Origin of the sequence: Ferrimonas sp. SCSIO 43195, from assembly GCF_023716685.1 — a bacterium.
GTDB lineage: Bacteria > Pseudomonadota > Gammaproteobacteria > Enterobacterales > Shewanellaceae > Ferrimonas > Ferrimonas kyonanensis.
In genome coordinates this window covers 3,650,135-3,663,535 of the sequence record NZ_CP072679.1, presented here as the reverse complement: position 1 = coordinate 3,663,535, position 13,401 = coordinate 3,650,135, and the positions used below count along the sequence as shown (strand labels likewise).

The following is a 13,401-nucleotide window of genomic DNA, read 5'->3' as shown; positions in this document are numbered from 1 at the left end:
CTTTGGGTATTGCGCCGGAGACAACGTTGGGCAATCTAGGTGCTTTTTGTGGTAGTTATAAGCCTAGTTAAAGCTGGCTGCGTACGTATGATTTTTGTTAGCTTAAACCTTTTTTGCGGTGAAAACCAAAAGATATCACTTTGTTACGTGATGTCTTTTTTCCGATAGCCGGCCCTGCCGAAGGGTGGTTAACTTTGCTGCGGGCTTTCTATACAATGCCCGCTTCCAGAACATCGAATCGGATCGTTTCGGCAAGATACAGCCGCCGGGTTAAGCCGACGGAATGGATGACTTTTTGGGGTTAGCATGCGTTTTTATTTGATGCGTCATGGCGAAGCCGGATTTGACGCCACGGTAGACAGTCAGCGGAACCTGACCGACCTCGGTCAGAGAGAGGTTCTGCACATGGGGGCCCGACTGGCCAGAGAGCTTGGTGACTGCCGGTTGGTGCTGGTCAGCCCCTATGTCCGTGCCCAGCAAAGTTGGCGCTGTCTGCAAGCGTCGCTGCCCGAGGACGTCGAGGTGATCACTCTGGATGAACTGGTGCCCAATGCCGATCCCGGCGTGAGCCATGATGTGATTGCGGCACATGCCGAACTGAGTGCCACCGATGCGGTGCTGGTGGTGGCCCATATGCCCCTGCTGGCTTATCTACTGCGCGAGTTCGTTGCCGGCATTGAGCCGCCGCTGTTTGCCACTGCCGCGGTGGCCTCGGTGGAGGTCAGTGACGGCAGTGGCCGTTTGCTGGCTCTGCAGTCACCGACGGTGCCCGCCGTCCTCTGAGCCGATATCCACCAGTACCAGTAAGGCGCCATTGCCTCCCCACTCCAGTGGTGCCTGGTGATAGCCGATCACCTCCGGGTGCTGGGCCAGCCAGCTTGGGATTTGCTGCTTGAGCACACCGCTGCCGATGCCATGCATAATGCAGGCACAATGCACGTGGTGTTTTTTGCACTCTTCAATCAAGGCGATTAACTCAAACCGGGCTTCCTGTGCACGGTAGCCGTGCAGATCCAGCATCATCTCCGGGGGGTAATCGCCCCGTCTCAGCTTTTTCAGTTCGAACGGGTCTTCGCCCTGGCGCAGATAGCGGACCGGACCACTGTCGGGCATGGCCGGTTGGAATTCATCAGAAAAGTAGTTGTCGGCAAGCTGCCGCTGCTGCTTCTCCTCCACCTGAATGCGTTTCGGGGCGGCTTTGGGGTGATGGTGTTTGTCCTGACTCAGGGGCTTGACCCCCGACATCATCTCGGCAAACGACCCTTTTGGATTGTCTTTACTCATGGACGGCATTTTAACCCAATCATCGTGGCAAAAGCGATGCAGGGCAGGGAACAGATAGATCAGATCTTTAACACGATAGGGTTTACAATGTGGCGCAGTAGAGACAGACAGGATTTATCTGGTGGATAAAATTTTTATTGATGAAGCGGTCACCGAGCTGCATACCATCGAAGACATGTTGCGTTGGTCGGTCAGCCGTTTCAATGATGCCGGCATCTATTATGGCCACGGTACCGACAATCCCTGGGATGAGGCGGTGGCCTTGGTGCTGCATGCCCTGCACCTGCCGTTGGAGCTGGGCCACGAAGTTCGCCGGGCCCGCCTGACCAGCAGTGAAAAGCAGAAGATTGCCGAAATGGTGATTCGCCGTGTGCATGAGCGCACTCCGGTGCCTTATCTGACCAACAGTGCCTGGTTTGCCGGCCTGGAGTTCTACTGCGACGAGCGAGTGTTGGTGCCGCGGTCGCCCATCGCCGAACTGATTGATAAGCAGTTTACCCCCTGGATGTACAACAAGCCGGTTAACCGGATCCTGGATATGTGCACCGGTTCGGGCTGCATCGCCATCGCCTGTGCCTACGCGTTCCCGGAAGCGGAAGTGGACGCGGTCGACATCAGCAGCGATGCGTTGGATGTGGCTCAGATCAATATTGAGCGCCACGGCGCCCTGCACAGTGTTTTCCCGATTCAGTCTGACTGTTTTGATGCCTTGCCAGGTCAGAAATATGACCTTATTGTGTCCAATCCACCCTATGTGGACAGCGAGGATATGTCGGATCTTCCCGAAGAGTTCCACCATGAACCGGAGCTGGGCCTGGCGTCCGGCGTTGATGGTCTGGATCTCACCCGTCGAATCTTGCGGGAAGCGGCCGACCACCTGAACGACAACGGTGTCCTGATCGTTGAGGTGGGCAACTCCTGGGTGGCGCTGGCGCAAGAGATGAGCAGCGTCCCCTTTACCTGGCTCGAGTTTGAAAATGGCGGCGACGGCGTATTCGCCCTGACTCGGGAACAACTGGTGGAGCACCAGGACAGCTTTTAATTACTGACAAGAGGGAGAGCCCCAACGCGATGGCTGGCAATACAATAGGAAAACTGTTTACCGTAACCACCTATGGTGAGAGCCATGGGCTGGCGTTGGGGGCCATTGTTGATGGTTGCCCCCCGGGGATTGAACTGAGCGAAGCGGATCTGCAACTGGATCTGGATCGCCGTCGCCCGGGCAGCTCCCGTTATACCACCGCCCGCCGGGAAGCCGACGAGGTTAAGATTCAATCCGGGGTCTTTGAAGGCAAGACCACGGGTACCCCCATCGGCCTGGTCATCGAAAACACCGATCAGCGCAGCAAAGACTATTCGGCCATCTCCCAGGTGTTCCGTCCGGGTCATGCCGACTACACCTACCATCACAAGTACGGTGTCCGTGACTATCGCGGCGGGGGCCGCAGTTCGGCGCGGGAGACCGCCATGCGGGTCGCGGCCGGGGCCATTGCCAAGAAGTACCTGGCTCAGGCGTACGGCATCGAGGTGCGGGCCTACCTGTCACAGCTAGGACCGATTAAGGCGCAGCAGGTGGACCTGACCCAGGTGGAAAACAACCCGTTCTTCTTTCCGGATGTGACCAAGCTGGATGAGCTGGATCAGTATATGCGGGAGCTGAAGAAGCGGGGAGATTCCATCGGAGCCAAGGTGACGGTGGTGGCCACCGGGGTACCGGTCGGGCTGGGTGAGCCGGTGTTTGACCGCTTGGATGCGGATCTGGCCCACAGCCTGATGAGCATCAATGCGGTTAAGGCGGTCGCCATTGGCGATGGTTTTGACGTGGTTGAGCAGCAGGGCAGCGAGCACCGGGACGAGATGACGCCGGAGGGGTTTGCCAGCAACCATGCCGGTGGTGTACTGGGGGGGATCAGCAGCGGCCAGCCGCTGATCGCCCACCTGGCTCTGAAGCCTACCTCCTCGATCATGGTGCCGGGTAACAGCATCGACGTCGAGGGTAAGGCCACCGAGATGGTGACCAAGGGCCGTCACGATCCCTGTGTCGGCATTCGTGCGGTACCCATCGCCGAGGCGATGATGGCGATCACCCTGATGGATCACGCCCTGCGTCAACGCGGCCAGAATGGTGCCGTGACCGTGTCTACCCCGACTCTGTCGATGAACGATCAATGACCTTGAACTTCTGGCAGCCACAGCGACAGCTGTTGGCTGCAAACTACCTGTTCTATTTCGCCATGCAGGGGCTGACTGTGCCCTTCATGGGCATCTACCTGGATCTGCGTGGTTTCTCGGCGCCGGAGATCGGCACCCTGATGGCGGCACAGATGACCACCGCCATGGTGTCCCCCTACCTGTGGGCATCGTTGGCCGACTACAGCGGTCGCCGTGCCTTAGTGGCCAAGCTGGGGGTGGCTCTGGCGTTGGCCGGTTTCGCCGCACTGTTTATTGCCCAGGGATTTTGGCAGACGGCGCTGGCCTTGATGGCATTCAGCTTTAGCTGGAGTGGCATTCTGGCTCAATTGGAGGTGCTGACGCTCAGCTCTCTGAAACCTCGAACCGAACTCTACAGTAAGATTCGCAGCTGGGGCAGTGTCGGCTACCTGTTGATGGTGGTTGCCGCCGGTTGGGCGTTCGAACGCTGGGATGCCGGATTGTTGCCCTGGCTGGGGGTGGCGCTGCTGGCGGCGATGATCGGTTTTACCCTGGCTTTGCGTGGTGCCGGAGAACAACCGCAGCGTCAGTCTGCGGACTGGTCCGGCATTCACTGGCCCAGAGTCGGCCTCTATCTGGCGTTTGCCTTCAGCCTCAATGCCAGCCATGGCGGCTACTACGGGTTTTACGTGCTGTACCTTCAGACCCTGGGGATCAGCGAGTCCATGGCCGGGGTGCTGTTGGCGTGTGGGGTGATGGCGGAAGTGGCGCTGTTTGCCTTGATGCCGCGGTTGTTGCGACGAATTGCCTTGGATCGGCTGATGATCCTCTGTGGAGCCCTGGCCCTGTTGCGTTGGTATCTGACTTCGCAGATGACCACGGTCGCCGGGCAGTTGCCGGCGCAACTGCTGCATGCCGCCAGTTTTGCCCTGGCCCATGCCTGTGCCATGCAGTTTATTCATCACGAGTTCAAGCCCGGCATTCAGGGGCGAATGCAGGCGCTGTACGGCAGCCTGGCCTTTAGTGGTGGTGGCGCCCTGGGAATCTACCTCAGTGGCCATTTGTGGCAACAGCACCCGGAACGGGTGTGGCAACTGGCGATGGCCTTGGCGGCGCTGTCGTTGGTGATGGCGCTGCTGTCTCAAAGCCTGGGGTACAATAAGCGGATCGCGGAAGACCAACAGCAGCAACCGCAGTCCTGCACCGAGTCCACGGCCTAATCCTGGTCGGTAACCATTGCCTGTGAGAATGAGAAACGACGGATTCTGGCTGCCTCAACGGCGGTTCCTGGCAGCCAACTACCTGTTCTATTTTGCCATGCAGGCGTTGACCGTGCCCTTTATGGCGGTGTTTCTGAAGCTCAGAGGCTTCTCCGTTTCTGACATTGGCACCCTGATGGCGGCAAAGATGGCCATTGCCATGATTGCCCCCTATTTGTGGGCCACACTGGCCGATCGGTATGGGCGACGCACCCTGATGATCAAGCTGGGCGTGGGGGTGTCACTGCTGGGATTTGCCGGCCTGTTTGTTGCCGACGGCTTCTGGCCCACGGCCGTCGCCCTGTTGCTGTTTGGTGCCAGTTGGAGTGGCATCCTGGCCCAGTTGGAGGTATTGACCCTCAGCGCCCTTCGCCCCCGGGTCGAGTTCTACAGCCGAATCAGGACCTGGGGCAGTTTGGGATTTCTGCTGATGGTGATGTTGGCCGGCGGCTTGTTCGAGCGCTGGAGTGTCACCCTGATGCCCTGGGTCGGTTGTGGACTGCTGGTGGTCATGCTGCTCTTTGCCCTGCCGCTCAGGGGCAGTGACGAGGAGGCTCGCCAGGCCCACATCGATAACTGGGGTGGCGTCAACTGGCTTCGGGTCGGCACCTTTATGCTGTTTGCCTTCTGTCTCAATGCCAGCCATGGCGCCTTTTACGGCTTCTATGTGCTCTATTTGCAATCCTTGGGGATCGGCGAGGGGGTCGCAGGCATGCTGGTGGCTTCCGGTGTTGTGGCAGAGATGGCGCTGTTCACACTGACCCCTCGGTTACTAAAGCGAGTGTCATTGGAATGGCTGATGATCGCCTGTGGTATGCTGGCAATACTGCGTTGGTACCTGACTGCCGAAATGAGTTCTCCCTTGGGTCAATTGCCAGCTAACTTGCTGCATGCGGCCAGTTTCTCTCTGGCCCATGTCTGCGCCATGCAGTTTATTCACCATGAGTTCCGTCCCGGTATTCAGGGGCGGGTGCAAGCGCTCTATCGCAGCCTGTCCTTCAGTGGCGGCGGGGCTTTGGGGGTGTATTTCAGTGGTCAGTTGTGGTTGCGCCAACCCGAGCAGATCTGGTGGCTGGCCATGGGGCTGGCCACGACGGCTTTGCTGGTTGCGCTGGGGTTTAAGGGATTGCACGACAACAAGAGGATGGAATCGCGAGGTGAGCAACAATCAGAACCAGGTGCTGATTCGACTGTTTAATCAGGGCCTGGGTAAGCAGTTTAATACCCGGCTTATCGATCAGGGTAGCGAACCCCTCTACCTGCCAGCCGACGAGCAGTGTCCTTTCCACCGTATCTTTTTTGCTCATGGTTTCTTCTCCAGTGCCCTGCACGAACTGGCGCACTGGACCCTGGCTGGGCCAACGCGCCGACTGCGGCTGGATTACGGCTACTGGTATCACCCCGATGGTCGTGATGCACAGCAGCAAGCGGAGTTTGAGCGAGTCGAGGTGAAGCCTCAGGCCATCGAGTGGGCCCTGCATCTGGCGGCGGGACGCCGATTCAATGTCAGTGTCGACAACCTGGGAGGCATAGAGGTGGATCGCCGCGCCTTTCAGCTGCGGGTGCAGACGCAGGCGCGCCGCTATCTGGTTCAGGGATTTCCGCCACGGGCGGGAGTGTTAATCGAAGACGTTCGTCGTCACTACCGTACACCGCCGCTGTCAACACAGCGGTTTGAGTTTTGAGGCAAGGATGAATCGACCATTTCGACTCGGAGTCATTATCAATCCCCTGGCTGGCCTGGGGGGCAGTGTCGCCCTGAAAGGCAGCGACAATTTAAGTCAACAGGCGCTGGCCCTGGGGGCGATCCCCAAGGCACAGCAGCGAATGGCCGCGGCACTGAACGCGTGCCAGTCGCAGTGGCCCGCCATTGACTGGGTCGCCGCCGGCGGGGCCATGGGGGGAGACCTGCTTACCGGGCTGGGGATTCCCCACCATTGCCTTTATCGCAGTGGTGATGACAGTGAGGCGGCGGATACCCAAGCGGCCACGCGGGCGATGATGGAACACGGCGTCGACTTGCTGTTGTTTGCCGGCGGTGACGGCACCGCCCGCGACATCTGTTCGGTGGTGGGCGAGCGGCAGCCGGTACTGGGGGTGCCGGCGGGGGTGAAGATTCATTCCGGCGTTTACGGCATTACTCCCAAAGCCAGCGGCGAGGTGGTGGCGATGATGAGCCGGGGCGAGCTGGTGAGCACCATGATGGCCGAAGTGCGTGACATCGATGAAGCGGCATTTCGTCAGGGGCGGGTGCAGGCTCGTCATTATGGTGAGATGCGGATTCCCGAAGCACTGCAGTTTGTTCAGGCGGTGAAAATGGGGGGCGTCGAGGTGGATGAACTGGTACTGGATGACATCTGTGCTGATTTGCAGGAGCGGATGGAGGAGGGGGGACAGTTTGTGATGGGCTCCGGTTCCACGGTGGCCGCCGCCATGGCGATGCAGGGGTTGGACAACACTCTGCTCGGGGTTGATGTGGTGCGCGATGGCCAGCTTATTGGCCGGGATCTGACAGCTGCTCAGTTACTTAAGTTGGTTGCTGAGGTGCCCAGTCGACTGGTGGTGACTCTGATCGGGGGCCAGGGCCACCTGTTTGGCCGGGGCAACCAGCAGCTCAGCCCCGAGGTAATACGCGCCATCGGTCGCGACAACATTCTAATTCTGGCCACCAAATCGAAGCTGAAAGCGCTTGAGGGAAGGCCGATGATCGCAGATACTGGCGACCCTGAGCTGGACGCTCAGCTGGCCGGTTGGTATCCCATCATCACCGGCTTTCACGATGAAGTACTGTACCGGTTAACGTAGGATAGGGTGAATGTTAGACAGGTTAGAACAACAGGCCGACCAGTGGATGACCGAAATGGTCGAGCAAGGCACCGACGACCAGGTGTTTGCCAGTGGCTACCTGCAGGGGCACTTGGCACTGAGCCTCAATGAGCTGGATGAACAGCAGTCGCAGTTGCTTAGCCTGTTGTCGGAAGACATGGAGAAGCGCATCAGCGCAGCCAGCACAGAACTGGCGCCGGATGATCTGAATTTGGTGCGCCAGGCCTGGCTTCAGTTGCTGCAGCGGTTGCAGCAACTCGGACACTGAAAAAAGGAGGCCGGCGCCTCCTTTTTTTATTCCGGAACCGGATGGCCTTTGTTCAGCCGCCGCTGCCAGAAGCGTCCCGGAACCACGCGCGCCAGCAGTGCCTGATCGATGGGCCTGGGTTCGGCGCACAGGCTGGAAACCACCGATTCGGCCATCAGCGCGGCACTGCACAGTCCTCGTGAGCCCAGTCCGGCCAGCAGGTGCAGCCCGGGCTGGGAGGGCAGTGGCTGCTGGCGCAGTTGTGACTGTCGGTCGATGATCTGCGGCCAATCCGGAACCGGGCCGGCCAGAGGAAAGTGGTCCCGTACCGAGCCGCGTACGGCGGCGCGGCCGCTGTCATCAAACATCAACTCTTGGGCCCAGCCGCACTGACCAAAACTGGCGTGCATGCGCTGGCGAATCTCCGCCACATCCTGTTGCTGCCAACGGCTATCACTATTGCGCTTAACGAAACTGGCGCCACTGGTGAGCCGTCCCTGCAGTTGTGGGATCAGGTAGCCGTCGGCGCACAGCACGGTTTTTAGCTGGTTCAGCCTTGGGGTGGTTTGGGGAGCACTGATCTGGCCTCGAACCGCCTGAATGGGCAGTGGCGCAGTTTGTGCCAACTGGTGGCTCTGGTGCCCCATGGCGATCACGACCTGGTCATGATGGGTTTGCTGGCCATTGTGAAAATCCAGTTGCCAGCCGTTGTCGCTGGCGGTCAGCGATTTCAATGGGTGGTCATAGTGGCACTGCAGTTGTCCCAGTTGACCGGCCTGCGCGAGCAGTGCCGGAATCAACTGGTTTGGAGCGACCCAGCCGCCAAAGGGAAAGAACAGCCCGCCCCGGTCCAGCGGTAGATCGGCAATGTGGCTGGCTTGCTGGCGGTCGATGCCGTGCACCAGTTCTGGCGGAAAGCCCGCGGTCGCTACTTTGGCCAGTTTGGCCTGATCTTTGTCGTTCTGACCTAGCTGAACCACACCGCACCAGTCATGGTCGATGCTATGCCCGGCCGCCACGGTGCGGTTGAGGCGCTGGCGGCTGAGGAGGAAGCCTTGTTGGTACAGCTGACTTAGCCCATCCTCGGCCAGGTTCATCAGTGGATAGATGGCCCCCTGACGGTTGCCCGAGGCGCCATCGGCACTGGCCTGGCCCTGGCTGTACAGGGTGACACGAATGCCTCGCTGAACCAGGCTGAGGGCCAGGTGCGCCGCCGCCACTCCGGCACCGACGATGGCCACTTCAGAGACGGTTTTGGCGACGGGCTTGGCGTTCAATAGCTGGCCGCTGATCATCTCGCGCTTGACGCCGTAGCCATGGTCCTTGGTGACCGAAAAGCCAACGCGTTCCAGCCCGCGGCGTACGTGCCCGGCAGCGGTAAAGGTGGCGTAGGTGGCCTGGTGGCGGCTGAGCCTGGCCATCTGAGTGTACAGTTCGGGCTGCCACATGGCGGGATTTTTGCTCGGCGTGAAGCCATCGAGAAACCAGGCATCGAACAGGCCGCTGTCGTCCGTTACCATCGATGGCAGAATCTCGTTGACGTCCCCCAGCCACAGGTCGACCACCACCTCGCCCTGGTCGAACTCCATGCGATGACATCCGCCGATCGGGGCGGGGTAGGCCTGCTGCAGTTGTCGGGTCTGATGCTGCAACTGTGGCCAGTATTTGTGGGCCCGGCGCAGGTCGGCGTCGGTGACCGGGTGTTTCTCCATGCTGACAAAATGCAGCCGTCGGCAGCGGGCCTGTGGGTGTGCCTGACGGAATTGGCGAAAGGCCTGCCACAGCAGGCACAGGTTCAGGCCGGTGCCAAAGCCGGTTTCCGCCACCACCAGAGTGGTGTGGGGGTGGGCTATAAATCTCTCGGGAAACCCGTTATGTTTCAGGAACACATACTGAGTTTCGTCGATGCCGTCCACGGTGGAGAAGTACACATCGTCGTATTCGATCGATACCGGAGTGTCGGAATCGCGCCAATCCAGTTTGGCGGGAAGGATGGGAGTCACGCTGGGTCTCACTGTCGCTCTTTTGTCGCCATTGTAACGCTGTATAGGGAAAGCCGACCAGTTTCGCAAACAAAACAGGCTAAGATGGCGTCAGTTTAACGGATCTTCATACACAGGAAAAAATGATGAAGCGAGCTGTAATTACCGGACTGGGTATTGTTTCCAGTATTGGCAATAACGCCGAAGAAGTAACGGCAGCCCTGAAGGCCGGCAAAAGTGGCCTGAGCTATTCAGATCAGTTTGAAGAGCTGGGTCTTCGTAGCCGCGTCTGGGGTGATCTGAAGATCGACCCGGCTGAACACATCGATCGCAAGAAATTGCGTTTCATGGGTGATGCGGCGGCCTACGCCTACATTGCCATGGAAGAGGCGATCAAAGACGCCGACCTTCCAGAAGACCAGGTCAGCAACCTTCGCACCGGCATCGTTGCCGGCTGTGGCGGTGCCTCTTCCCTGAACCAGGTGCAGGCTGCCGATACGCTGCGCAGCAAAGGTGTGCGCCGTGTGGGCCCTTACCTGGTGCCGCGGATCATGTCCTCTACCGCCTCAGCGTGTCTGGCGACCCCGTTTAAGATCAAGGGCATTAACTACTCCATCAGCTCCGCTTGTGCCACCAGTGCTCACTGCATTGGCCATGCCGTCGAGCAGATTCAACTGGGTAAGCAGGACATCGTGTTTGCCGGGGGCTCCGAGGAGCTGCACTGGACTCTGGCGATGGGCTTTGATGGCATGGGCGCGCTGTCCACCAAGTACAACGACGATCCGACCAAGGCCTCCCGTACCTACGATGCAGACCGTGACGGCTTTGTGATCTCCGGTGGCGGTGGCATGGTGGTGGTGGAAGAGCTGGAACACGCTTTGGCCCGTGGTGCCAAAATCTATGCTGAAATCGTTGGTTACGGCGCTAACTCCGATGGCTATGACATGGTTGCGCCCAGCGGTGAAGGGGCGGTGCGTTGCATGAAGCTGGCCCTGGACCAGGCCGGTGGCGACATCGATTACATCAACACCCATGGCACCAGTACACCGGTTGGCGATACCCGTGAACTGGGCGCTATTCAAGAGGTGTTCGGCAGCAACAGCCCGGCCATCAGTGCCACCAAGGCGATGACCGGTCATGCCCTGGGCGCCGCCGGTGTGCACGAGGCCATCTACAGCCTGCTGATGATGGAGAATGGCTTTGTGGCACCCAGCATCAATGTCGACAACCTCGATGAGGATGCCAAGGGACTGAACATTATCACCGAGACCGAGGAGCGCGAGCTGACCACCGTCATGAGCAACAGCTTTGGTTTTGGTGGCACTAACGCCACGCTGATCATGCGTAAATACCAGGATTAAGCGTCCATAATCCCATCATCTTAAGAGCCGGGATACTGCGTCCCGGCTCTGCTTTTGTTACACTCCCCCTCCTGTTACCGCAACTCCTCCTACCCCGATGATTATCGTAGCTGATGAGAATATGCCGGCTCTGGATGCCATGTTTGGCCATCTGGCAGAGATTCGTTGTTATCCCGGACGGGCGATTGGCCCTGAGCAGGTGCGCGACGCCGATATCCTGCTGGTGCGCAGTGTCACTCAGGTCAATCAGGCGTTGATTGACGCCGCCAAGACACTGAAATTTGTCGGCACCGCCACCATCGGCTTTGACCACATCGACGTGGCAGCATTGGAAGCCAGGGGCATTCCCTGGAGCAATGCCCCTGGCTGCAACGCCGAGGCGGTGGGCGAGTATGTGCTGACGGCACTGCTGACCCTGGCGCAGCGGTTGTCGGTTAGCCTTGAGGGCAAGACCCTGGCGGTGATCGGCGCCGGCAATACCGGCTCTGCCACGGCCCGGCGTGCGCAAGCGTTGGGGATGCGGGTTCTTTTGTGTGACCCGCCGCTGCAGGCGGCGGGGGACCCCCGCCAGTTTGTGTCATTGGAGGCGGCACTGGCCGAGGCAGACATCGTCAGCTGCCATGTGCCTTTGATTCGGGATGGCGAGTACCCCACCTGGCATCTGCTGGATGAGGCGCGTTTGACGGCGCTTAAGCCGGACACCTGGCTGGTGAATGCTTGCCGGGGTGAGGTGGTGGACAACCAGGCCTTGCTGGCGGTGAAACAACGGCGACCGGATCTTAAGTTGATTCTCGATGTGTGGGAGGGAGAACCATCGCCGATGACGGCGCTGGTGGAGGTTACCGACATCGCCACTCCGCACATCGCCGGCTACAGCGTCGAGGCCAAACTGCGGGGCAATTGGATGTTGCTTCAGGTGCTGGCAAAGCAGTTGGACCTGGGGCCGGTGGCAGACTTTACTCAGTTTGTGCCGACTGCCGAGATTGCTTCGCTGCGGTTGAGCACGCCGGTGAATCAGTCTCTGCTGGCGCGTGTTGCCCGGCTGGTGTACGACATCGACAGCGAAGATCGCCGTTTTCGGCAGTGGCAGACCCAAGCCGGTGGCTTTGATCGGCAGCGAAAAGCCCACCTCAATCGCAGAGAATTTCTATCCTTAACCGTGGGTCACTCGGGGCAAGCGGCCCCGGACCTGTGGTCTGAACTCGGTTTTAATAAAGAGAGATAACCCATGGCACAGGCATTTAATGTCGCAATTTTGGGCGCTACCGGCGCCGTTGGTGAAGCCCTTATCCAGATTCTGGAAGAGCGGGAGTTTCCTATTGCCGAGCTGCATCTGCTGGCCAGTGCCAACAGTGCCGGCAACACCCTGGCGTTTAAAGGCAAGAGCCTGACGGTTACCGATGTGGCGGAGTTTGACTGGAGCCAGGTAGAGCTGGCCTTTTTCTCCGCCGGTGGCGAGGTGTCGGCTCAGTATGCTCCGCTGGCGGCCGAGGCCGGCTGCGTGGTCATCGACAACACCTCTCACTTCCGCAATGAGCCGGATGTCCCCCTGGTGGTACCAGAGATCAATGCCCACGCGCTGGCGGAGTTTCGCAATCGCAACATCATTGCCAACCCAAACTGTTCCACCATTCAGATGCTGATGGCGCTGCATCCGATTCATCAGCACTACGGCATCGACCGGATTAACGTGGCCACCTACCAGTCGGTCTCCGGTGCCGGGCGCCGCGCCATCGAGGAACTGGCCAAGCAGTGTGCTCAGTTGCTGAACGGCCTGCCGGCGAAAAATGAGGTGTTCGATAATCAGATAGCTTTTAACGTGCTGCCGAAAATCGACGATTTCATGGACAACGGCTACACCAAAGAAGAGATGAAGATGGTCTGGGAAACTCAGAAAATCTTTGGTGACGCCAGCATTGCGGTGAATGCCACCGCGGTGCGGGTACCGGTATTCCACGGTCATGGTGAAGCGATTCATCTGGAGACCCGTCAGCCGACATCGGTGGATGAGGTCAAGGCGCTGCTGAGCCAGGCTCCAGGACTGGTGTTGATGGAAGAAGACCAGGATTACCCTACTCAGGTCGGCAATGCCACTGGCCAGGACGAGGTGTTTGTAGGACGGGTGCGCCAGGACATCAGCCATCCTTGTGGCCTGAACCTGTGGGTGGTGGCAGACAACATTCGTAAAGGTGCCGCCCTCAATGCGGTGCAGATTGCCGAAACGCTGATCAGCGATTATCTGTAACCACTACCGGTAATGCCCGCCGCAGCCGCTCCGAATTCGGGGCGGC

The 13,401-nt window shown here is 59.3% G+C and carries 13 protein-coding genes; 11 read left to right on the top strand and 2 right to left on the bottom strand.

The window, feature by feature from the left end:
• The first annotated feature begins 306 nt into the window (after positions 1-306).
• Positions 307-783 carry a phosphohistidine phosphatase SixA gene (gene sixA, locus J8Z22_RS16930; protein ID WP_028114670.1) on the top strand — a complete coding sequence of 159 codons (477 nt, stop codon included), beginning with the start codon at positions 307-309 and terminating at the stop codon, positions 781-783.
• Here sixA and smrB read toward each other — a convergent pair.
• On the bottom strand, positions 757-1,284 hold the full coding sequence (smrB, locus tag J8Z22_RS16925) for an endonuclease SmrB (RefSeq protein ID WP_252007165.1): 528 nt from the start codon (positions 1,282-1,284) through the stop codon (positions 757-759). The two genes, sixA and smrB, sit on opposite strands and share 27 nt — an antisense overlap.
• 121 nt (positions 1,285-1,405) lie before the next feature.
• Between smrB and prmB the strand changes: the two genes are divergently transcribed.
• From prmB to J8Z22_RS16890, 7 genes are read left to right on the top strand one after another with little or no spacing between them, the layout of a single operon-like run.
• Positions 1,406-2,326 carry a 50S ribosomal protein L3 N(5)-glutamine methyltransferase gene (gene prmB, locus J8Z22_RS16920; protein ID WP_028114668.1) on the top strand — a complete coding sequence of 307 codons (921 nt, stop codon included), beginning with the start codon at positions 1,406-1,408 and terminating at the stop codon, positions 2,324-2,326.
• 29 nt (positions 2,327-2,355) lie between these two features.
• Positions 2,356-3,456 (top strand): chorismate synthase, encoded by a 1,101-nt coding sequence (gene aroC, locus J8Z22_RS16915; protein WP_252007164.1) that lies wholly within the window; start codon positions 2,356-2,358, stop codon positions 3,454-3,456.
• Complete coding sequence (locus J8Z22_RS16910; RefSeq protein ID WP_051252914.1) at positions 3,453-4,655, top strand: MFS transporter; 1,203 nt, start codon at positions 3,453-3,455, stop codon at positions 4,653-4,655. The genes aroC and J8Z22_RS16910 overlap by 4 nt, the downstream gene beginning before the upstream one ends.
• 28 nt (positions 4,656-4,683) lie before the next feature.
• Positions 4,684-5,892 carry an MFS transporter gene (locus J8Z22_RS16905; RefSeq protein WP_252007163.1) on the top strand — a complete coding sequence of 403 codons (1,209 nt, stop codon included), beginning with the start codon at positions 4,684-4,686 and terminating at the stop codon, positions 5,890-5,892.
• The gene (locus J8Z22_RS16900; protein WP_252007162.1) at positions 5,852-6,379 is read left to right on the top strand and encodes an elongation factor P hydroxylase; all 528 of its coding nucleotides are present in this window, start codon (positions 5,852-5,854) and stop codon (positions 6,377-6,379) included. Before J8Z22_RS16905 ends, J8Z22_RS16900 begins: the two co-directional genes overlap by 41 nt.
• 7 nt (positions 6,380-6,386) lie before the next feature.
• On the top strand, positions 6,387-7,499 hold the full coding sequence (locus tag J8Z22_RS16895) for an ATP-NAD kinase family protein (protein WP_252007161.1): 1,113 nt from the start codon (positions 6,387-6,389) through the stop codon (positions 7,497-7,499).
• 10 nt (positions 7,500-7,509) lie between these two features.
• Positions 7,510-7,788 carry a YfcL family protein gene (locus J8Z22_RS16890; protein WP_252007160.1) on the top strand — a complete coding sequence of 93 codons (279 nt, stop codon included), beginning with the start codon at positions 7,510-7,512 and terminating at the stop codon, positions 7,786-7,788.
• Between the two features lie 26 nt (positions 7,789-7,814).
• Here J8Z22_RS16890 and mnmC read toward each other — a convergent pair whose 3' ends face one another.
• Complete coding sequence (gene mnmC / locus J8Z22_RS16885; protein ID WP_252007159.1) at positions 7,815-9,770, bottom strand: bifunctional tRNA (5-methylaminomethyl-2-thiouridine)(34)-methyltransferase MnmD/FAD-dependent 5-carboxymethylaminomethyl-2-thiouridine(34) oxidoreductase MnmC; 1,956 nt, start codon at positions 9,768-9,770, stop codon at positions 7,815-7,817.
• Positions 9,771-9,895: 125 nt separating this feature from the next.
• Between mnmC and fabB the strand changes: the two genes are divergently transcribed.
• The 3 genes from fabB to J8Z22_RS16870 all read left to right on the top strand — a co-directional run bounded on the left by fabB (position 9,896) and on the right by J8Z22_RS16870 (position 13,355).
• Positions 9,896-11,110 carry a beta-ketoacyl-ACP synthase I gene (gene fabB, locus J8Z22_RS16880; RefSeq protein WP_252010490.1) on the top strand — a complete coding sequence of 405 codons (1,215 nt, stop codon included), beginning with the start codon at positions 9,896-9,898 and terminating at the stop codon, positions 11,108-11,110.
• A 97-nt stretch (positions 11,111-11,207) separates the two neighbouring features.
• A complete protein-coding gene (locus J8Z22_RS16875; protein WP_252007158.1) occupies positions 11,208-12,335 on the top strand; it encodes a 4-phosphoerythronate dehydrogenase in 1,128 nt (375 codons plus the stop codon).
• 3 nt (positions 12,336-12,338) lie between these two features.
• Entirely contained in the window at positions 12,339-13,355 is a 1,017-nt protein-coding gene (locus tag J8Z22_RS16870) for an aspartate-semialdehyde dehydrogenase (RefSeq protein WP_252007157.1), read from the top strand.
• Positions 13,356-13,401: the final 46 nt, after the last annotated feature.

Bases quoted from the DNA above. Each gene is read 5' to 3' on its own strand.
- J8Z22_RS16910 (WP_051252914.1), top strand. From the start codon at position 3,453: ATGACCTTGAACTTCTGGCAGCCACAGCGACAGCTGTTGGCTGCAAAC.
- J8Z22_RS16895 (WP_252007161.1), top strand. From the start codon at position 6,387: ATGAATCGACCATTTCGACTCGGAGTCATTATCAATCCCCTGGCTGGC.
- J8Z22_RS16870 (WP_252007157.1), top strand. From the start codon at position 12,339: ATGGCACAGGCATTTAATGTCGCAATTTTGGGCGCTACCGGCGCCGTT.
- aroC (WP_252007164.1), top strand. From the start codon at position 2,356: ATGGCTGGCAATACAATAGGAAAACTGTTTACCGTAACCACCTATGGT.
- J8Z22_RS16890 (WP_252007160.1), top strand. From the start codon at position 7,510: ATGTTAGACAGGTTAGAACAACAGGCCGACCAGTGGATGACCGAAATG.
- J8Z22_RS16905 (WP_252007163.1), top strand. From the start codon at position 4,684: ATGAGAAACGACGGATTCTGGCTGCCTCAACGGCGGTTCCTGGCAGCC.
- smrB (WP_252007165.1), bottom strand. From the start codon at position 1,284: ATGAGTAAAGACAATCCAAAAGGGTCGTTTGCCGAGATGATGTCGGGG.
- sixA (WP_028114670.1), top strand. From the start codon at position 307: ATGCGTTTTTATTTGATGCGTCATGGCGAAGCCGGATTTGACGCCACG.
- fabB (WP_252010490.1), top strand. From the start codon at position 9,896: ATGAAGCGAGCTGTAATTACCGGACTGGGTATTGTTTCCAGTATTGGC.
- J8Z22_RS16875 (WP_252007158.1), top strand. From the start codon at position 11,208: ATGATTATCGTAGCTGATGAGAATATGCCGGCTCTGGATGCCATGTTT.